The following is a 17918-nucleotide window of genomic DNA, read 5'->3' as shown; positions in this document are numbered from 1 at the left end:
CAGCCTACGCGCCGGCGCCGCCCAGCCCGGGCCACACCCACGGCTGCTTCGGCAGCGCGGCGGGGTCGAACACGGCGAGGGCGTGCTCCAGCGGTCCGGTCGGCAGCCCGAGGGATACCAGCAGCACATCCCGCACGTCCTCCGGGGGCACGCCTTCGGCCGTGAGGTCCGCGAGCGTGACGGCGCCGTCGCGCTTGGCCAGCCGGGCGCCGTCGGCGTTCAGCACAAGCGGAACATGCGCATATTCCGGGACAGGCATATTCAGCAGCAGGGCGAGATAGGCCTGCCGGGGTGTGGACGGCAGCAGGTCGTCGCCGCGCACCACCTGGTCAATGCCTTGTTCGGCGTCATCGACCACCACGGCCAGGTTGTACGCGATGACGCCGTCATTGCGCCGCAATACAAAGTCGTCCACCACGCCGGTGTAGCTGCCGCGCAGCAGGTCCTGCACGGTCGCCTCGGTAACGGTTGACCGGAGCCGGACCGCCGCCGGCCGGGCGGCGCGCTTCGCCTCGCGCTCGGCGGCAGTGAGGTTCCGGCAGGTGCCGGGATAGGCGCCTTGCGGGGCATGCGGCGCGGACGGGGCCTCCTGGATCTCCCGGCGGGTGCAGAAGCACTCATAGGTCAGGTCCGCCGCGGCAAGCCTGGCGATCGCGGCCGCATAGTGGGCCCCGCGGTCGGTCTGGCGGACGACGCCGCCGTCCCAGGTGATACCGATTGCAGCCAGGTCGCGGAGCTGCTCAGCCTCGGCGCCGGCCCGTGCCCTGTCAAGGTCCTCGACGCGCATCAGGAACCGCCGGCCCGTGGACCGGGCGAAGAGCCAGGCCAGGATGGCCGTGCGGAGGTTGCCGACATGCAGTTCGCCGGAGGGGCTGGGGGCGAAGCGGCCGGCAGAGGTCATGGCTCCAGCCTATGCGCAGCGAACACAAGAGCCCCTCAGCTACCGATGACTTCGGAAAACCGACGTCGGTGGCTCAGGGGCTCTTGCCGTGCCGGGCCCGGGGAGTTCCTCCGGGCCATGGCACTGCGAATCGGGAGAACTGAGATTGCGGAGTTTTCGTGCGGAATGACGATGGTGTGAACAAGAGTCAATCAGCTGGCGGGTTCCTTGCGGGAATCCTCATCCAAGGTCCGGGTGGTGTGCCGGGGTACTTGTAGCCTTTGGGGTCCGGCGGTGGCCTCGTCCCTTTGTTGTCACTATTTCACCAGAAGGCCTACAGTTGGTGCAACGAGCTTGCTCTAGAGTAGTCAGATTGACCAATGCAAGCCACAAGAATGAACAGGAAATGGTCACTTTGCAGGAACTCGACGGGACCGACCGTCGGATCCTCCTCGCCCTTGACGAGGATCCCCGGCTGCCTATCATGGTGCTGGCCCAGAAACTGGGCCTGGCCCGCGGCACCGTGCAGTCGCGCCTGGAGCGGATGACGGCGTCGGGTGCACTCCGGCCCAACAGCAGCCGCGTGCTGCCCTCGGCGCTGGGCCGGGGCGTGGCGGCGTCGGTGAGCGCGGAACTGGACCAGAGCCATCTGAATGAGGCAATTGCCGCGCTCCGGAACATCCCCGAAGTCCTCGAATGCCACGCGCCGGCCGGGGAGACCGATCTGCTGATCCGGGTGGTGGCCACAAGCCCGGACGATTTGTACCGGGTCTCCGAAGAGATCCGGCTTTGCCCGGGAATCGTGCGGACGTCCACCAGCATGTTCCTGCGCGAAGTCATCCCATACCGGACGACGGGGCTGCTGGGCGCCTGAGTCCCCTCCAGCAGTCCCGGAACAGCGCCCGTGCGGCCTAGACGGGCGGCCCGGTATTGGTCTTCAGGTTCTTCATGACCAGTGTCGACGTCAGGCGCTCGACCCCGGGCAGCGAGGTCAGTTCGCTGTCATAGAAGCGCTGGTAGGCGGGCAGGTCCTCGGCGATGACCTTGAGCAGGTAGTCGGGCGAGCCGAACAATCGCTGGGCCTCCACGATATTCGGGTTGTCCGCCACCCGGTTCTCGAAGATCTCCATCGTGGCGCGGTCCACCTGCCGCAGCGTGACGAACACTATCGCCTCGAACCCGAGCCCCACGGCGGCCGGATCGATGTCCGCCCGGTAGCCGCGGATGACGCCGGACGCCTCCAGGTCGCGGAGCCGCCGGTGGCAGGGCGCCACGGTCAATCCCACCTTGGCCGCGAGCGCTGTCGCCGTCATGCGGCCATCCTCTTTGAGGTAGCGCAAAATACTTCTGTCCAAATGGTCAACCACGCAATAATCTTACCCGCAACCAGTGTTTCTCCGCGAAAACAGGGAACACTTTGGGCGCATTTTTTCCTAGACTTTTCCTGTACCCAGCGTCAGGAGACCGCCATGAACCCCCAGCTTTTCATTGCCTTTTTGGTGGTTGCCGGCGCCCTTGCCTGCACGCCTGGAGTGGACTGGGCCTATTCCATCGCCGCAGGCCTGAAGCAGCGCAGCTTTGTGCCTGCCGTGGCGGGACTCTGCGGCGGCTATGTGCTGCACACGGTGCTCCTGGTGGCTGGCCTGGCAGCGCTGCTCACCGGGATTCCCGGCGTACTGGGATGGCTGACCGTGGCAGGCGCCGGCTATCTTCTCTGGCTCGGGCTCTCGACCATCCGGTCCTGGCGCGGGGCGAGCTTCGGCACCGCAGAAGTGCGGGCTCCGGCGAACCAGTTCCGGACCTTCCTGCAGGGCATGGGAACCAGCGGCATCAACCCGAAAGGACTGTTGTTCTATGTTGCCCTGGTGCCGCAGTTTGTCAGCCCGGAGGCGTCGCTGCCCGTGCCGGTGCAGTCGGGCCTTCTCGGCCTGACGTTTGTCCTGCTGGTTGCCGTGGTCTACACGTGCGTTGCATTGCTGTCACGCAAACTGCTGCACTCCCGGCCGGGAGCGGCACGGAGAGTGACGCTCGCGAGCGGCATCATCATGGTGGCACTGGGCGCCGTACTGCTGTCCGAGCAACTGGTACCGCTCCTGGGCCACGTCATGCCTCGAGGCTGAGGACCCGCGGCTGGGGCTGCGCGCGGCCTCCGGCCGCCCCGTCACGTGCGCGGCATGTACCACTCGGTGAACGCCGTGGCTCGGCCGTCCCCCGTGAGCTGGATGATCCAGAGGTTGTCGTAGCTGCGGCTGTCCTCGCGGTAGTCGGTGCGGCCCTGCACGAAGGCCCTGCCGCCGTCCAGCGCGCTGCCGCATCTCTCATTCCTCGGTTTTACTCCCTGCTTCCGCGAGCCCGCAAGGGTCATTGATCCGGAACGGGACCCGTCTCCCTGGTTCAGTCGCCGTCGTCGGCGAGGCCATATTCCCGGTCCCAGAGCTCATGCAGTTCGGCATCCTTGCGGAGTGTCCTGACCGTCTCCAGTTCAGTGGGCTGGCGGTGCTGCCACTCAAGCCGGTTCAGCACCTTCCGCCCGTTGTCCAGGAGGAGCAGCGCCCGGTCCGTCAGGGCATCGCTGCGGAGCGTGAAATCGGTCGTGCGCCGGCGCAGGACCTCCTGCAGGGCTGCCCGTGCTTCCCGGTCGTCGCCAAGTTTCCGGAGCGACCGGGCCCGCACCAGGAGCAGCGCCGCCGAGAGGTCGTCTCCGTTGAGCAGCCCTTCCGTGTCCGCCACCACGTCCAGATGCCGTCCCAGCGACGCGGCCAGAGAGCAGCGCGCCAGGGACATGGGCAACGACGGCGGCAGTCCCGTCAGTGCCGCGAGTGCGGACTCGCCCTGGCCTGTCTCGCGCAGCGAATGGGACAACGCCAGGAACGCAGCCTCCTCGCTGAACAGGACGGGAACCTCGACCCGCTCGGCCACGGCCACCCGGGTGATGACACGGGCCAGATAGACGGACGCATAGCTGTTCGCGTCGTCGTCGTTCCTGATCAGCAGGCCGCGCTGGAGCAGTTCGGAGGAGCGGAGGTGGCCGCCCTGGGCATAGCTCTGCAGTCCGGCCATCAGGTAGCACAGCCCGGCCCACCCGGGGTTGGCGTGCGCCAGGGCGATCAGCCGGTCCGGGTCGGAGCTGGCGAAGATGGCGGCATGCACGGTCTTCGCCGCTTTGCCCGGTGCCCTGCCACCCACTTTGCCGAGCCGGGGTGCGCCGCCTTCCACGGGAAGTGAACCACGGATCCGCCCCGCCACGGCACCGGCGACGCCGTTGGCGAGTCCGCGGACAGGCGTCCGGATCACCGGCGTCCGGAACGGCGTCAGGTCGCGGTGGTCGCGGTATAGGGCTGGTCGGGGGGCGGTTTCCCCTGGTCCGGCGCTCATGACTCCATGCTAGTCCGCCCGGGGCGGCCGCGGGCAGACTAGGCCGCGGCCGAAATCCAGAGTCCGATCACCCAGGTGCTGCCGGCCAGGCAGGCGAGTCCGAACTCCACGATCATTCCCAGACCGGTGGCCTTCAATGCCGCCCAGCTGGATGCCACGGCAGTGCCGAACACGCGCGTGCGCTGCAACTCGCTCAGCAGCAGGCCGGCGGCGAAACCGACAAACAGGCCCACGACGGGGATGATGAACATCCCCACCACCCCGAGGACCAGCCCGGCCACCACCGAGCGGCCGGGAATGCTGTGTTGTTTGAGTTTCCGCCCGGTCAGGACCGCGCTGGCGGCCATCCCGGCCAGGACAAAGACCAGGCCGATCCCGAACACCACCCAGCCGATGGTTCCGGCGCCGCCCCAGATGGCCCACGCGAGCAGGCTCAGTCCGATCAGGATGCTGCCGGGAAGCACGGGGATGACGGTGCCGGCCACGCCCACCAGGATGGCGAGGCCGCACAGGATCGTCACGACAGTCTCGGGGTTCATCGCTCCAGTCTATGGTTCGAGCCGGTGCCCGGAGCACCCGACGACGACGGCGCCGCATCCCCGGGGGTGCGGCGCCGTCGTCTTCTGTTCAGCTGTGTCTACTCGGCTTCAACCGCCGCGGCGACGGCGGCGGAAACCGCCGGTGCCACCCGCGGGTCCAGCGGGCTGGGGACGATGTAGTCGGCGGAAAGGTCCTCCTCGGCCAGTGCGGCGATGGCGCGGGCTGCGGCCAGCTTCATGGCCGGCGTGATCCGGCGGGCGCCGGCGTCGAGGGCTCCGCGGAAGATGCCGGGGAAGGCCAGGACGTTGTTGATCTGGTTCGGGAAGTCGCTGCGGCCCGTGGCGACGACCGCCGCGTACTTGCGTGCGACCTCCGGCAGGACTTCGGGGTCCGGGTTGGAGAGGGCGAACACGATCGCGTCCTTGTTCATGAGCTTGAGGTGGTCCTCGTCCAGCTTGGAGGAGGAGACGCCAATGAAAACGTCGGCGTTGAGCAATGCCTCGGCGGGGCCGCCGGAGACATCGCGCGGGTTCCCGCTCCTGGCCAGCTGCGCCTTCTTGCCCTCGGGGTGGGCAGCGATGTCCGCACGTTTGCTGTTGATGACCCCGCGGGAGTCCAGCAGCACAACGTCGGTAATCCCGGCGGAGAGCAGCATCTGCGCGACGGCAATCCCGGCAGCGCCGGCGCCCGAGACGACAACGCGCAGTTTCTCGAGTCCACGACCGGTCACCTTGGCGGCGCCGGTCAGGGCGGCGAGCACGACGACGGCGGTGCCGTGCTGGTCATCGTGCATAACGGGGCAGTCGAGGGCTTCGATGAGCTTCTCCTCGAGTTCGAAGCAGCGCGGCGCTGAGACGTCCTCAAGGTTGACGGCGCCGAAGCTCGGACGAAGGCGGACGAGGGTCTCCACGATCTCGTCGACGTTGGTGGTGTTGAGCACCAACGGGATGGAGTCGAGTTCGCCGAAGGCCTTGAACAGGGCGGACTTGCCCTCCATCACGGGCAGCGAGGCGCTGGCCCCGATGTCGCCCAGGCCGAGCACGGCCGTGCCGTCGCTGACGACGACAACGAGGCGCTGGGCCCACGTGAGGGTCTTGGCGAGCTCCGGGTTGGCGGCGATGGCGCGGCTGACCTGGGCGACGCCGGGCGTGTACGCGATGGAAAGGTCGCGCTTGCTGGCGAGCGGCACAGTGCTGGAAATTGAAAGCTTGCCGCCCTGGTGGGATGCGAAAATTTCCTCGTCACTCAGCACCTCTACGGGCTCTGCGGGGGAAGTAGCGTCGGTGGGGATAGTCGTCTCAATGGACACTTCATTGTCTCCTGGGGCTCACCGTGGGCATACGGCTCATGGAAGCTCAAGCACAGGGATGCTCAAGATGTTCTGGGGAACGTCGGCAGCGGCCCGAGGTTGGTGGGCCGGCGGCGGTGCTCCGTGTACTGCAAGCGGCGGGGCCGCTCCGGTTCTGCAATGGTAAACAAAGCCGCGGGCCATGAAGTGTCGTCGGACACACTGCCGCGAATGGTGAAACGTTTATCCAAGCTTTTTTGTGATCCACATCACTCAAAAGGTCCGCTACCGGCGAGTAAAAAGTCAGATTGGTCTAGACCAGTTACGCCGCTGAGCGGCCGCATGTCAGCAGGAAGCAGGCTTTCTTGAGGTCTTCCTCGGCTTCAAAGAGGGAAAGCCGGCGGCAGCGGACCGACTGGACCAGTCCAGTGACGGTCAGCAGCAGCACCCGGGAGATGGCGGCGTCGCCGCTGACGGCGGTGACCGCCTTCTCGGCCGTGGCGTCGATCTCGCGGAGCAGCTTCGTGGTGTCCGTGTCCTTGGTGTACACGACTTTGTTGAGGCACTGCTCCACGGCAGGCTGCATGAGGCGCATGTGGAAGATTTCCATCACGACGCCGACGAGCGCGTGGGCCGGTACGTCGCCCGAGGCGTCCGCTGCGGGTGGCTTCGCGGAGCGTCCCGCAGACTTCTTCGCCGGGGCAGCGGCGGTGCTTGTCGATGCAGCGGCGGCGCCGGCCGCTGGCACCGCAGGGGAGTTGGCGGCGTACAGTTCCGTGAGCTGCTTACGGTACAGCGCCAGCACCAGCTGGGTGGCGGACGGAAAGTATCGGTACAGGGTGCCGAGCGGAACATCAGCCCGGGCAGCGACCTCCGAGAGAACCACGGAATCCAGTCCCTTGCGCACGAACCCGGCGGCGACGTCGAGGATCCGGGTGTAGCGGAGCCGTTGCCTGGGCAGGCTGGGCGGCGGGGCCATCGGTGGAAGTTCTGAGTGAAGTTCAGGCATCAGCAGCGTTCCGGGGTCGGTTTTCTCGGCAGCCGGGAGGGATCCCCCACAGCACTGCCGCGGCAATTCCCGTCCACTATACGCCACGCCCCCGGGCCGAAAGCCAGTCACATCCACGGCCGGAGCGGCCCGGACGGAGCCACGACGGCGGCACTTTCCGGGCTAGTCGACGCCCTTGATTTTGACCACGAACACGGCACCCAGCAGCCCAATCACCGCGGCCGCCACGTACAGCGAAACGTATCCACCCCACAGCGTCACGAAGGGGAACGCGATAAGCGGGGCGAGCACCTGCGGCAGGGAATTGGCGATGTTCAGGACACCCAGGTCCCTGCCGCGGCTCAGCGCCGCCGGGAGCACCTGGGTAATGAGGGCGAAATCGACCGCAAGGTAGCAGCCGAAGCCGATGCCCAGCACCGAAGCGCCCAGCAGCGCTCCGATCCAGTTCGGCGCGAATGCCAGGATCAGCGAGGCCGCCGCGATGATGACCGAGGACATGATCACGAGCGGCTTCCGTCTCCCCATCCGGTCGCTCAGCCGGCCGCCGATCACACTGCTGATGATCACCATCACCGCATAGAGTCCGGTCAGGATCAGCACGCCGAACTCGGGCGCCATGCCCTGCGTCTCCTGAAGGTGGACCGCATCCGTGAGGAAGAAGAGCAGGTAAAGGGTGACCATGTGGTTGCCGATGTTCACCAGGAGCCTGGTCAGCCAGGCCCAGGCGAAGTCCGGGTGGAGCGCCGGGGAAATCCAGAAACCCTTGACGAAGCCGGCCAGGCGGAACGGCGGCCGCGCCGCCGCAGGGAGCCGGGCGTCGTCGTTCCTGAAGAAATACAGCACGACGCCGGCGAGCAGCGCGACGGCGCAGACCACATAGCCGACGGCGAAGTTCCCCGTCACCACTGCCGCGATCACGGCGCCGATGAGGATGCCGACCGTCTGTCCCATGGCGGCCAGGCCGCCCACCGTTCCGCGCTGCGCCACGGGCACGCGGTCCGGGATGGCCGCGGTGATGGCGGCATAGGCGCCGTTGCAGCCGGCCTGCACGAGGCACCAGAGCAGCGTCATGATGGCAACGTTCGGCGCCCCGGCGAGGGCAATCAGGGCCGCAGCGCCGAGGACGGCGCCGAAGAGGACCCAGGGCACACGTCGGCCCAGGGGCGAGGAGGTGCGGTCGCTGAACGCGCCAAACAGCGGATTGGCGACCAGTGAGACCGCCGCGCCCGCCCCGGTCACGAGGGCGAGGATGGCCTCCTTGTCGGCCTCGCTGAATGCTGCCGCCTGCTGGCCGAGGAGCACCTGGAGCGGGGCGAAGAATGCCGCGTTGATGCCGAGGTTGACGAGGACAACCCCGGCGATCCAGACGGGCCGGACCGCCCGGTCGGGCTCGGCGAGCGCCACCGCCGTCGGGCGTTCCGTCGTCGGGCGTTCCGCCGTCGGGCGTTCCGTCGTCGGGCGTTCCGTCGTCGGGCGTTCTGCCGTCGAGGGTGCCGCGGCGGGGTCACGGGCTGGGTCCGGAGCAGCGCCGGGAGGATCGGACAGGCTCATGTAATTCGGTTCCCCCCGGAAACTTACGACGCACGCTGAAGATCGGTGTGCAGCCAGACTATCGTGGGGACCACGATCCGCCCCTAATTTCCAGCTCAGGAGAACCGATGGCCGCATCCGCCGTAAATACCGCCGATCTCTACGACGTCCGGGGTGAGGAGCTCGACTCCGTGGCCCTGCAGTTCCAGTCGCTCGGCGGCCGGACGCACTTCAGCGGCCCGGTCCGCACCATCCGCTGCTTCGAGGACAACGCCCTGGTCAAGTCCGCTCTCGCCACACCCGGCGACGGCGCCGTCCTGGTGGTGGACGGCGGCGGCTCGCTGCGCACGGCCCTGATGGGGGACCTGATCGCGGCCAGCGCGGTCGCGAACGGCTGGGCCGGCGTCGTGATCAACGGCGCCATCCGCGACCGGACGGCCATCGCCGGACTGCCGCTCGGGGTGAAAGCGCTCGGCAGCAACCCGCGCAAGAGCGCCAAGGCAGGTGCCGGCGAGAGTGACGTGGAACTGGAGATCGACGGCGTCGTCCTCCGGCCCGGCGCCATGATCTGGTGTGACCCGGACGGGATCCTGGTCGAGCACTGATCCCGCCGAGGTGAGACTTCGGGCCCATGTCGCTAAACACCATGGGCGCCTAATCTCACCTCGGTGTCCATCCCCGGGACTGGAGGGCCCGCCGGACCCTACCGATGGCTGCGGGGCGATCGCCCGCCAGGTCGTCCTTCGAGATCCTCACCTCGACCCAGCCCAGCCGGTCCGTGGTCCGTGCCCGCCGGATGTCGCGCAGATGCTGGCCTGGTCCGTCATGGTGGGCGCCGTCGTACTGCAGCGAGATCCGGTGGGCCGGATAGGCCGCGTCCGGCCATAATTCCGGGGCACCGGCCGGGCCCCAGACCACGTAGTTGAGCTCCGGTTCCGGAAGGCCGCCGCGGACCAGGGCGAGCCGCAAGTGCGTTTCGGGCAGGGAATCCGCACCCACGCGCACGTACTCCAGGGCCTCCCGCGCGGTCCGGATGTTCCGGGCGCCGGGGTGTTGAAGCAGCATCCTGTTCAGCGCCTCGATGCTCGACACGGCCGCCCGGGGCGACGGGAACTCCGGACCGTGTTCGGTGACCAGGGCATCGCCGGCAGCCACCAGATCGTCCAACGGCAGAGCCGCAGCCAGGTCAAGGAAGGTGCGTTCGGGCGAGGTAACCCTGACGCCGTCGAACATCACCACGTCTCCGGGCGCCAGAGCGAGTCGGTGGCCCGCCACGTTGGACCGCTTCGGGATGCTGCCACCCCGCGGCCGGGCAAGGTGGATCCGCCAGTCGCAGTCCGCCCACAGGGGAAGGCCAACGCGCCACAGCCTCGCCGCGGTGAAGTGGCAGAGTACGGTGCAGTCGTCGAGCTGGCAGTACGCCCTCAGCGCTGCCGCGCCGTGTGCACTGCTGCCGGCCGGGATGCGGACACCGCGGGAGACCGTGATCAGATCCTGGGCACGGGTCCGCTTCCGCGGGACCCCGGCGGCATCCGCAGCCTGGACGGAGAACGATCCGTCCGCCAGGAATGTTGGGAGCTCAAGTCGGCGCATTCCCTCATCATGATCGGATCCGGCGCCGCCCGCTTAAGTTATCCACACGCCGCAACCACACGTCTTCCACAACTCCTGGACGTCGGGCCGCCGGGGTGAGATTTCGCGCCCATGGCGGGACCGGACATGGGCGCGAAGTCTCACCTGGACGGTTCGACGGCGGTGCTCGCTTACCGCGCCCCGCCAAACTGTATGTTTTCTCTCATTTTTGGTCCTGTGACGTGCACCGCTCCGGCTCCGGTGTAAGACTTGGTAGCTTGCGGCGCCGGCCGCGGAACGCGAAATGCCGAGGGAGCCAGATGACAACCACCCAAGACCAGACCGCAGCCAGGATCCCCCAGCGGGTCATCTGGCTGGCCGTGGCGGGCGCCGTGGGCGGCTTCCTCTTCGGTTTCGACTCCTCGGTGGTCAACGGCGCCGTCGACGCAATCAAGGACGAATTCGCGCTCAGCGAGGCCGTAACCGGTTTCGCCGTGGCCGTGGCCCTCCTCGGCTGCGCGGCCGGCGCCTACCTGGCCGGCAAGATCGCCGACCGCTACGGCCGCATCCCCGCCATGAAGCTCGGCGCCCTGCTGTTCCTGGTCAGTGCGGTCGGGACCGGCTTCGCCTTCAGCGTGTGGGACCTCATCTTCTGGCGCCTGGTCGGCGGCCTGGGCATCGGTCTGGCCTCCGTCATCGCTCCGGCCTACATCTCCGAGATCTCACCGCGCCACGTCCGCGGCCGGCTGGCCTCGCTCCAGCAGCTTGCCATCACCACTGGTATCTTCGCCGCCCTGCTCTCGGACGCCCTGTTCGCGAACTTCGCCGGCGGAGCCGGCCAGGCCCTCTGGTTCGGTATTGAAGCCTGGCGCTGGATGTTCCTCGCCGCTGCCGTGCCCGCCGTCGTTTACGGCTGGATTGCCTACACCCTGCCCGAGTCGCCGCGGTTCCTGGTCGTCCAGGGAGAGGACGAGGAGGCCCTCAAGATCTTCCAGTCCATCGCCCCGGACGAGGACACGGACCGCCACCTGCGCGACATCAAGAAGGCCATCGAGGAAGACAAGCTCGCGGGCCAGAAGGGCTCCCTCCGCGGCAAGGTCTTTGGCCTGCAGCCCGTGGTGTGGATCGGCATCATCTTGTCCGTCCTGCAGCAGTTCGTCGGCATCAACGTGATCTTCTACTACTCCACCACTTTGTGGAAGGCCGTCGGCTTCCAGGAGAAGGACTCGCTGACGATCTCCGTGGCCACCGCGATCACGAACATCCTCGTAACCCTCGTGGCGATCGCGCTGGTGGACCGGATCGGGCGACGCCCCATCATGCTCGCGGGCTCCATCGGCATGGCCGCCTCGCTGGGCACCATGGCCCTGGCCTTCGCCTCAGCCACGGGAACGGGCGACGCGATTTCGCTTCCCGGCGCGTGGGGTCCGGCCGCCCTGGTGGCCGCCAACGCCTTCGTGATCAGCTTCGGCGCCTCCTGGGGCCCGCTGGTCTGGGTGCTGCTGGGTGAGATCTTCCCGTCCAGGATCCGCGCCCGCGCCCTGGGCCTGGCCGCGGCCGCCCAGTGGGTCGCCAACTTCGCCATCACCCTGAGCTTCCCGGTCATGGCGGCGGTTTCCCTGCCCCTGACCTACGCCATGTACGCGACGTTCGCGGCGGCGTCGTTCTTCTTCGTGAAGTTCAAGGTGCCGGAGACCAACGGCATGTCCCTGGAGCACGCCGAGACCCTTTTCGTCCCGAAGGGCTCCGCGAAGGCTTCCGCCAAGGCCTGAGCCGCACTGCGCCCCGCCCTTCCGCCGCTCGAGGTGACAGTTAATGCCCATGTTCCGCGGGAACATGGGCATTAACTGTCACCTCGGCGGGATGGGCACCCGGCGCGTCGGCTACTACTAGACCACGTGGGGCTCGTGCGCGGCCAGGTAGCGGCGTCCGCCGAGGACCACGGCAATGGCCGCCACCATGGCCACCGCAGCCGCGAAGAAGGGCACCTGCGGGCCGAAGTGCTCGCCCAGCTGCGCGGCGGCAAACGGAGCCAGGGCGCCGCCCATCCAGCGCACAAAATTGTATCCGGCGGAGGCCACGGGCCGCGGCGAATCGGAAACACCCATGGCCAGCTCCGTGTAGATGGTGTTGTTGACGCCCAGAAGCGCCCCGGAAATGACCACCAGCACGACGACGGCGGGCACCGAGTGCCCGGCGGCCAGTCCCAGTCCCACCAGATCCAGCATCAGCAGGGCCAGGGTGCCGCTGAGGACCCGGACGGCCCCGAAGCGGTTCTGCAACACGGGTGCGGCAAACACGGAGAAGACGGCGACGGCGACGCCCCAGCCAAAGAACACGCCTCCGATCCCGTAGGCGTCCATGCCCAGAATGAAGGGCGTGAAGGCAAGGATGGTGAAGAAGCCGTAGTTGTAGAACAGGCCGCTGGCCGCCGTCGTCCGGAGTCCTTTGTGCCCCAGCGCGAGGAGCGGGTCCCGGAGCCGGACCTTCCGCTCAGGCAACGGGGTCTTGGGCAGCAGGGCGATCAGGGCGATGAACGCCGCGGCCATCAGCACGGCGGTTCCGAAGAACGGCGCGCGCCACTGCCAGCCGCCCAGGACTGCCCCCAGGAGCGGTCCGAGTGAGATGCCCAAGCCCAGGGCGGCCTCGTACAGGATGATCGCCGTGCCGGCACCGCCGCTGGCGACGCCGACAATCACGGCCAGCGCCGTGGCCACGAAGAGGGCATTGCCCAGCCCCCAGCCGGCCCGGAAGCCGATGAGCTCGGCCACGCTTCCGGAAGTGCCGGACAGCGACGCGAAGACAACGATCACCGCCAGTCCGATCAGCAGCGTCCGTTTTCCGCCCATCCGGGACGAGACGTAGCCCGTGATCAGCATGGCGACGGCCGTCACGAGGAAATAGCTGGTAAAGAGCAGTGAAACCTGGCTCGCAGAGGCCTCCAGGTTCTTGGCGATCGCCGGCAGAATGGGGTCCACCAGACCGATGCCCATAAAGGCGAACACCGCTGCGAGAGCCGTCGCCCACACCGCCTTGGGCTGTTTGAGTAGTGAGACCTTCTCAGCCTCGAGGGTAACTTCGGCTGCCGGCAGGGTTCCGGCGGACTGGCCGTGCATAGGTGCACTCCTAATTCAGGGGATTCAGGTGATGGGATTTTTGGTTGAGTCTCAGGCCTGAAGCGTCGCTTTGATCTTGCCGAGGACCGGGAGGGCCGCCGCGAGGGCGGCACGGTCGCCGTCCGACAGGGACGAGAGGATGCCGACCATAACGGCATTGCGGCGCTCACTGGCGGACTCGACGGCGGCAAGGCCCTCTTCCGTGAGGGCCACGCGGACGGCGCGGGCGTCGTCCGGGTCCGGTTCCCGGCGGGTGAGGCCGGCGCGCTCGAGCTTGATGATCTGCTCGGTGGCACTGGGCACCTTGACGCCGAGGTTCCGCGCGATGTCGCCCACGCGCACACCTTTGGGCCCAGTCGGCGCGGCGCCGGTGTCGTCCATCAGCATCCTGAGCGTGCTGAGCTGGGCGGCGCTGAGTTCGCCGTCGGCGTCCAGCCGGCGGACCAGGTAGATGCTGTGGCGGAGGGCCTCGCGGAAGTCCTGGGCGAGACCGACGAGGCCCGGGTCGGCGGATTCACTGGCGTTCATAGTTAGGTAGCCTAACTATTAGGCTGCCTAAGGGTCAAGTCTGCACCCATAGCACCGCTCTATGAAGTGCATCACATACAATTTTTTCAGGTACCGGAATCCACCGGCTGACGCAGCTGTCGGCAGGCCCGCCCGGTTCACCGGCTTACCGGCCCACGGCAGAGAATGAGGACCTTCAGTGCAGCACTTCCCAGGAGTAGGCGTCAGCCCAGGCCGCATCGTCGGAACCATCCGCCAGATGCCCAAACCCGTCAGCGAGCCGCCCGCCGGGGAGCAGTTGCCGGCCGGCGTCACGGCTGAGGAAGCGACGGCGGCCCTGAAGACGGCCGCGAAGTCCGTCCACGATGAACTGAAGGCCCGGGCCGAAACCGTCAGTGGCGACGGGAAGGCAGTCCTGGAAGCCACCGCCCTGATGGCGACGGACACGATGCTCCTGAAGTCGGCCGCCAGGCTGATCGGCCGCGGCACCTCCGGCCAGCGGGCCATCTGGGAAGCCGGCGCCTCCGTCTCGGAAATGCTGCACAACCTGGGCGGCTACATGGCCGAGCGCGCCACCGACGTCCTGGACGTCCGGGCCCGGATCGTGGCCGAACTGCGCGGCGTCCCGGCCCCGGGCATCCCGTCCTCCCCCACCCCGTTCATCCTGATCGCCGGGGACCTGGCCCCGGCGGACACCGCCACCCTGGATCCGGAGAAGATCCTGGCCCTGCTCACGGCCGGCGGCGGCCCGCAGTCCCATACGGCGATCATCGCCCGCTCCCTCGGGCTGCCCGCCGTCGTTGCCGCTACCGGCGTCGACCGGCTCCCGGACGGCACCGAGGTCTACGTCGACGGCGCCGCCGGCCTGATCACCGTGGACCCGGATGACTCCCAGCGGGCAGCCGCAGAGCACTGGGCCGCCACCGCCTCGCTGCTGGCAGACTTCGATGGAACGGGCGCGACGGCGGACGGCCACCTCGTGCCGCTGCTCGCCAACGTGGGCGGGGCCAAGGATGCCCTGGCCGCCGCGAAGCTGAACGCGCAGGGCGTGGGGCTGTTCCGGACCGAATTCTGCTTCCTGGAGCGGGACACCGAGCCCACCGTGGACGAACAGGCCGCCGCGTACAAGGGCGTCTTCGATGCCTTCCCCGGCAAGAAGGTGGTGCTCCGGACGCTCGACGCCGGCGCGGACAAGCCGCTGCCCTTCCTCACCGACGCCACCGAACCAAACCCCGCCCTCGGCGTCCGCGGGTACCGCACGGATTTCACCACACCGGGTGTGCTGGAACGCCAGCTGCAGGCCATCGCCCGGGCCGAGCAGGAATCCGAGGCGGACGTCTGGGTCATGGCGCCGATGATTTCCACCGCGGAGGAGGCCGCCCGTTTCGCGACGCTGTGCGCCGAGGCCGGGATCAAGACCCCCGGAGTCATGGTGGAAGTCCCGTCCGCGGCACTCACCGCCGAGGCCATCCTCCGGGAGGTGGCTTTCGCGAGCCTGGGCACCAACGACCTCACCCAGTACGCCATGGCCGCCGACCGCCAGCTTGGCCCGCTCGCAGCCCTCAATACCCCGTGGCAGCCTGCCGTACTCCGGCTCGTCGGCCTGACCGTGGAAGGTTCCGTCGCGGAGGGCCACAGCAAACCGGTCGGCGTCTGCGGCGAGGCCGCCGCGGACCCGGCCCTGGCCGTCGTCCTGACCGGGCTGGGCGTCTCGACCCTGTCCATGACAGCCCGGTCCCTGGCCGCCGTGGCCGCCGTGCTGAAAACCGTCACCCTGGCCGAGGCGCAGGAGCTGGCCAAACTGGCCCTCTCCGCGCCCAGCGCCGCCGAGGCCCGCGCCTGGGTCCGGGAAAAGCTGCCGGTCCTCGAGGAACTCGGACTGTAGGGCTGCAGCAGGGCAGCCGCAGTGTGAGGCCGCAGCCGGGGCGCTAGGATGCACACCATGACACTGATTGCTCCCCGGGTGACGGCCGCCCTTCCGGCTGAGGACGCGCAGAAACTCCGGTACGCCCTCAACGGCAGCGACGACATCACGGTGTTTGTCGACGGCACCGTCCACCGGCTGCCGGCCCAGGCACGGGACGCCGCCGTTGACCTGCTGGCCCGGTTCAGCCGGGGCGAAGCGGTGACGGTCAGCAGCGTCGAGGAAATGCTGACCACGTCCCGGGCCGCCGAACTGGCCGGCATCTCCCACACCTACCTGCGGAACATGACGGACCGCGGCGAAATCCCGGTGGAATACCGGGGCACGCACCGGCGGATCCGGCTCGCCGACATCATGGCCTGGCTGGAAAAGCAGAAGAAGAACAATACCGCCGACGGCGCTTCGGACCACGGGGATGACGGTGCCGCAGATGCTTCGTGACGGGGTGATAAGGATCAAACAACGATCCAGGGGCTGCGCGGAAACGTGGAGACGGCCGGGGTTACGCTTGAATTGTGGGTAAGTTCAGAGGGTGGCACATCGTGGCCGGCATTGCCGCCATGGTGCTCACCGGCATCCTCGGAAATGCCATGGGGCTGAACAACACCGCTGCGTTTATGGCCAGCTGTGTTGCATTTGTGGCCGTCTCGATGTGGATCGACAGCAGGATATCGCTCCGCAGGAGGGAAAAAGCGAGGGAAACAGCCCGCGCCGCGGACCGTAATGATGCCGACCCCGGCCCCGGCACCGCACGGGAGCCCGAACAGCGCGAACGCGACGGCCGCGGCACCTAAGCTCGGCAGTCTCCCCGGGACGCCCCCGGGTCAGATCCTGGGGCGGGCCGCCCAGCGCCGCGCCTTGAGCGCCGCGTGGAGTTCCAGCCGCACGATCCCCTTCAGCGGATCGACGCCCAGCAGCTGCCGGATCCGGCCCAGCCGGTTGTAGATACTGCTGCGGTGCAGGTGCAGTTTGTCCGCCACTTCCTGGACTGAGCCGTCATTGTCGTAGAAAAGCTCCAGCACCGGCAGCAGCTCCTGGTTCCGGTCATGGTCCTCCAGGAGGCGGAAATAGACCGAGCCGGCGTCCGCCCACGCCCCCGCCCCGCCGCCGGCCGAGGCCAGCAGCTGGTAGATCCCCGTCGCCCGGCAGTCCACGAGCTCCCCCAGCTGGGGGTCCACCGCCGCTGCCTGCGCGGCCTGCCGCGACTGGCGGTACGCATCCGCGAGTTCCCGTGGCCTCGCAACGCCTTCCGAGGTTCCGAGGATGATCCGGTGGACCGGCCGGCCGGAGCGTTTGGCCAGCTCCAGCTGGTAGTGGACCAGCACCTGGGCGTGGTCCGCCCGCCCGGTCGATTCCTTGAACAAGACAACGGCGTGGGTCTCCGTGCCGGCACTGAACAGCGCGGCATCCACCCCGATGGTGGCCTGCAGCGCCGCGGAACGGTGGATCAGCGTGGAGGCGATCGGATCCGAGCCTTCCGCCCAGCCATCGGCATCGAGGACCGTCACGAGCTGCCAGGGGCCGCGCCCCTGCACTTCCTTCCAGCCGGCCACGGCCGCGACGGCGTTGGACTCGCCCCGGCAGGCGGCCAGGAATTCCTGTTCGCGGCGTCGGCGGAACTCGGATTCGGCCGTGTTGGAGTCCAGCAGCAGGGCCGAGAGCTGCTCCAGTTCCCGGGCCACGTCGGGCAGGTGGGTGAGGACCGACGTCGCGTTCGGCTCCCCGGCTTCCAGCTGGACCCACAGGTACCCCACCCGGAAACCCCGCACCAGCAGGGGAACGCAGACGCGGCCCAGCATCCCGAGCTCCTCATTGGCGGGCACGACCACGGGGCGGACTGCCGTCGCGATCCCGTGCGAAAGCTGCCAGGCGCTGACGTCCAGCGCCACGCGCTTGCTGAGCAGGAAGTTCACCCGGACCCGGTCCGCGTGCGACTGGTTGGAGCTGTAGGCGAGCAGCTGACCGTCGAGATCCTCCAGCGAGAGGCCGCGGCCCAGTCTCAGTGCGACCTGCTCCACGAGCTGTTCGACATCCTGCTGCTGCATCCTGCCAGACTACTGCGCGGGAGGGCGCCGCGGCGAACGAAGCCGACAACGGACAGCAGGCGACACCTGACGCTTGCCGGTTCGACAAATGTCCAGCCCACTATTTGAAAAGGCCCGGATTTCCGCGGGCAG

At 68.1% G+C, this 17918-nt stretch carries 18 protein-coding genes; 7 read left to right on the top strand and 11 right to left on the bottom strand.

Annotated elements, in window-relative coordinates:
• Positions 1–4 precede the first annotated feature (4 nt).
• Positions 5–901 (bottom strand): tRNA glutamyl-Q(34) synthetase GluQRS, encoded by an 897-nt coding sequence (gluQRS, locus tag ACZY0Y_RS03840; protein ID WP_463956854.1) that lies wholly within the window; start codon positions 899–901, stop codon positions 5–7.
• A 385-nt stretch (positions 902–1286) separates the two neighbouring features.
• Here gluQRS and ACZY0Y_RS03835 point away from each other — a divergent pair, with 385 nt between their 5' ends.
• The gene (locus tag ACZY0Y_RS03835; protein WP_463956853.1) at positions 1287–1754 is read left to right on the top strand and encodes an Lrp/AsnC family transcriptional regulator; all 468 of its coding nucleotides are present in this window, start codon (positions 1287–1289) and stop codon (positions 1752–1754) included.
• Positions 1755–1791: 37 nt separating this feature from the next.
• Here the strand turns inward: ACZY0Y_RS03835 and ACZY0Y_RS03830 are convergent, their stop codons facing one another.
• Positions 1792–2247, bottom strand: coding sequence for an Lrp/AsnC family transcriptional regulator (locus tag ACZY0Y_RS03830; protein WP_463883841.1), 456 nt, complete (start codon positions 2245–2247; stop codon positions 1792–1794).
• Between the two features lie 102 nt (positions 2248–2349).
• Between ACZY0Y_RS03830 and ACZY0Y_RS03825 the strand changes: the two genes are divergently transcribed.
• The gene (locus ACZY0Y_RS03825) at positions 2350–3000 is read left to right on the top strand and encodes a LysE family translocator (protein ID WP_463883839.1); all 651 of its coding nucleotides are present in this window, start codon (positions 2350–2352) and stop codon (positions 2998–3000) included.
• Positions 3001–3274: 274 nt separating this feature from the next.
• Here the strand turns inward: ACZY0Y_RS03825 and ACZY0Y_RS03820 are convergent, their stop codons facing one another.
• From ACZY0Y_RS03820 to ACZY0Y_RS03800, 5 genes are all read right to left on the bottom strand, one after another.
• Positions 3275–4255 carry a hypothetical protein gene (locus ACZY0Y_RS03820; RefSeq protein ID WP_463883837.1) on the bottom strand — a complete coding sequence of 327 codons (981 nt, stop codon included), beginning with the start codon at positions 4253–4255 and terminating at the stop codon, positions 3275–3277.
• Positions 4256–4293: 38 nt separating this feature from the next.
• Complete coding sequence (locus ACZY0Y_RS03815) at positions 4294–4794, bottom strand: DUF456 domain-containing protein (protein ID WP_160668785.1); 501 nt, start codon at positions 4792–4794, stop codon at positions 4294–4296.
• Between the two features lie 98 nt (positions 4795–4892).
• Entirely contained in the window at positions 4893–6104 is a 1212-nt protein-coding gene (locus ACZY0Y_RS03810) for an NAD(P)-dependent malic enzyme (RefSeq protein ID WP_463883835.1), read from the bottom strand.
• A gap of 301 nt (positions 6105–6405) precedes the next feature.
• Positions 6406–7092: a TetR/AcrR family transcriptional regulator gene (locus tag ACZY0Y_RS03805; protein ID WP_463883834.1), complete on the bottom strand. Its 687-nt coding sequence runs from the start codon at positions 7090–7092 to the stop codon at positions 6406–6408.
• 162 nt (positions 7093–7254) lie between these two features.
• Positions 7255–8643 (bottom strand): MFS transporter, encoded by a 1389-nt coding sequence (locus ACZY0Y_RS03800; RefSeq protein WP_463956852.1) that lies wholly within the window; start codon positions 8641–8643, stop codon positions 7255–7257.
• A gap of 107 nt (positions 8644–8750) precedes the next feature.
• Here ACZY0Y_RS03800 and rraA point away from each other — a divergent pair, with 107 nt between their 5' ends.
• Positions 8751–9227, top strand: a complete 477-nt coding sequence (gene rraA / locus ACZY0Y_RS03795; protein ID WP_463883831.1) for a ribonuclease E activity regulator RraA — start codon at positions 8751–8753, stop codon at positions 9225–9227.
• Between the two features lie 55 nt (positions 9228–9282).
• Here the strand turns inward: rraA and ACZY0Y_RS03790 are convergent, their stop codons facing one another.
• On the bottom strand, positions 9283–10215 hold the full coding sequence (locus tag ACZY0Y_RS03790) for a hypothetical protein (protein ID WP_463883829.1): 933 nt from the start codon (positions 10213–10215) through the stop codon (positions 9283–9285).
• Between the two features lie 299 nt (positions 10216–10514).
• On the opposite strand from ACZY0Y_RS03790, the gene ACZY0Y_RS03785 reads away from it, so the two are divergent.
• Positions 10515–11966, top strand: coding sequence for a sugar porter family MFS transporter (locus ACZY0Y_RS03785; protein WP_463956851.1), 1452 nt, complete (start codon positions 10515–10517; stop codon positions 11964–11966).
• A gap of 117 nt (positions 11967–12083) precedes the next feature.
• Here ACZY0Y_RS03785 and ACZY0Y_RS03780 read toward each other — a convergent pair whose 3' ends face one another.
• Both ACZY0Y_RS03780 and ACZY0Y_RS03775 read right to left on the bottom strand, forming a co-directional pair.
• Positions 12084–13310, bottom strand: coding sequence for an MFS transporter (locus tag ACZY0Y_RS03780; protein WP_463956850.1), 1227 nt, complete (start codon positions 13308–13310; stop codon positions 12084–12086).
• A gap of 51 nt (positions 13311–13361) precedes the next feature.
• A complete protein-coding gene (locus tag ACZY0Y_RS03775) occupies positions 13362–13838 on the bottom strand; it encodes a MarR family winged helix-turn-helix transcriptional regulator (RefSeq protein WP_463956849.1) in 477 nt (158 codons plus the stop codon).
• A 178-nt stretch (positions 13839–14016) separates the two neighbouring features.
• On the opposite strand from ACZY0Y_RS03775, the gene ptsP reads away from it, so the two are divergent.
• The 3 genes from ptsP to ACZY0Y_RS03760 all read left to right on the top strand — a co-directional run bounded on the left by ptsP (position 14017) and on the right by ACZY0Y_RS03760 (position 16535).
• Entirely contained in the window at positions 14017–15702 is a 1686-nt protein-coding gene (gene ptsP / locus ACZY0Y_RS03770) for a phosphoenolpyruvate--protein phosphotransferase (RefSeq protein ID WP_463956848.1), read from the top strand.
• A 57-nt stretch (positions 15703–15759) separates the two neighbouring features.
• Positions 15760–16182, top strand: coding sequence for a helix-turn-helix domain-containing protein (locus ACZY0Y_RS03765; RefSeq protein ID WP_463883819.1), 423 nt, complete (start codon positions 15760–15762; stop codon positions 16180–16182).
• A gap of 74 nt (positions 16183–16256) precedes the next feature.
• A complete protein-coding gene (locus tag ACZY0Y_RS03760) occupies positions 16257–16535 on the top strand; it encodes a hypothetical protein (RefSeq protein ID WP_463883817.1) in 279 nt (92 codons plus the stop codon).
• A 30-nt stretch (positions 16536–16565) separates the two neighbouring features.
• Here ACZY0Y_RS03760 and ACZY0Y_RS03755 read toward each other — a convergent pair whose 3' ends face one another.
• A complete protein-coding gene (locus tag ACZY0Y_RS03755) occupies positions 16566–17786 on the bottom strand; it encodes a PucR family transcriptional regulator (RefSeq protein ID WP_463883815.1) in 1221 nt (406 codons plus the stop codon).
• Positions 17787–17918 lie beyond the last annotated feature (132 nt).

This window comes from Pseudarthrobacter kochi (genome assembly GCF_055412805.1).
Note: the sequence above shows the minus strand (reverse complement) of the source record. Positions and strands in the feature narration are given on the sequence as shown.

What these genes read in the sequence shown, in the direction of transcription:
- gluQRS (WP_463956854.1), bottom strand. Translation starts at nt 901, where the DNA reads ATGACCTCTGCCGGCCGCTTCGCCCCCAGCCCCTCCGGCGAACTGCAT.
- ACZY0Y_RS03835 (WP_463956853.1), top strand. Translation starts at nt 1,287, where the DNA reads ATGGTCACTTTGCAGGAACTCGACGGGACCGACCGTCGGATCCTCCTC.
- ACZY0Y_RS03825 (WP_463883839.1), top strand. Translation starts at nt 2,350, where the DNA reads ATGAACCCCCAGCTTTTCATTGCCTTTTTGGTGGTTGCCGGCGCCCTT.
- ACZY0Y_RS03820 (WP_463883837.1), bottom strand. Translation starts at nt 4,255, where the DNA reads ATGAGCGCCGGACCAGGGGAAACCGCCCCCCGACCAGCCCTATACCGC.
- ACZY0Y_RS03815 (WP_160668785.1), bottom strand. Translation starts at nt 4,794, where the DNA reads ATGAACCCCGAGACTGTCGTGACGATCCTGTGCGGCCTCGCCATCCTG.
- ACZY0Y_RS03805 (WP_463883834.1), bottom strand. Translation starts at nt 7,092, where the DNA reads ATGCCTGAACTTCACTCAGAACTTCCACCGATGGCCCCGCCGCCCAGC.
- ACZY0Y_RS03800 (WP_463956852.1), bottom strand. Translation starts at nt 8,643, where the DNA reads ATGAGCCTGTCCGATCCTCCCGGCGCTGCTCCGGACCCAGCCCGTGAC.
- rraA (WP_463883831.1), top strand. Translation starts at nt 8,751, where the DNA reads ATGGCCGCATCCGCCGTAAATACCGCCGATCTCTACGACGTCCGGGGT.
- ACZY0Y_RS03790 (WP_463883829.1), bottom strand. Translation starts at nt 10,215, where the DNA reads ATGCGCCGACTTGAGCTCCCAACATTCCTGGCGGACGGATCGTTCTCC.
- ACZY0Y_RS03785 (WP_463956851.1), top strand. Translation starts at nt 10,515, where the DNA reads ATGACAACCACCCAAGACCAGACCGCAGCCAGGATCCCCCAGCGGGTC.
- ACZY0Y_RS03780 (WP_463956850.1), bottom strand. Translation starts at nt 13,310, where the DNA reads ATGCACGGCCAGTCCGCCGGAACCCTGCCGGCAGCCGAAGTTACCCTC.
- ACZY0Y_RS03775 (WP_463956849.1), bottom strand. Translation starts at nt 13,838, where the DNA reads ATGAACGCCAGTGAATCCGCCGACCCGGGCCTCGTCGGTCTCGCCCAG.
- ACZY0Y_RS03765 (WP_463883819.1), top strand. Translation starts at nt 15,760, where the DNA reads ATGACACTGATTGCTCCCCGGGTGACGGCCGCCCTTCCGGCTGAGGAC.
- ACZY0Y_RS03755 (WP_463883815.1), bottom strand. Translation starts at nt 17,786, where the DNA reads ATGCAGCAGCAGGATGTCGAACAGCTCGTGGAGCAGGTCGCACTGAGA.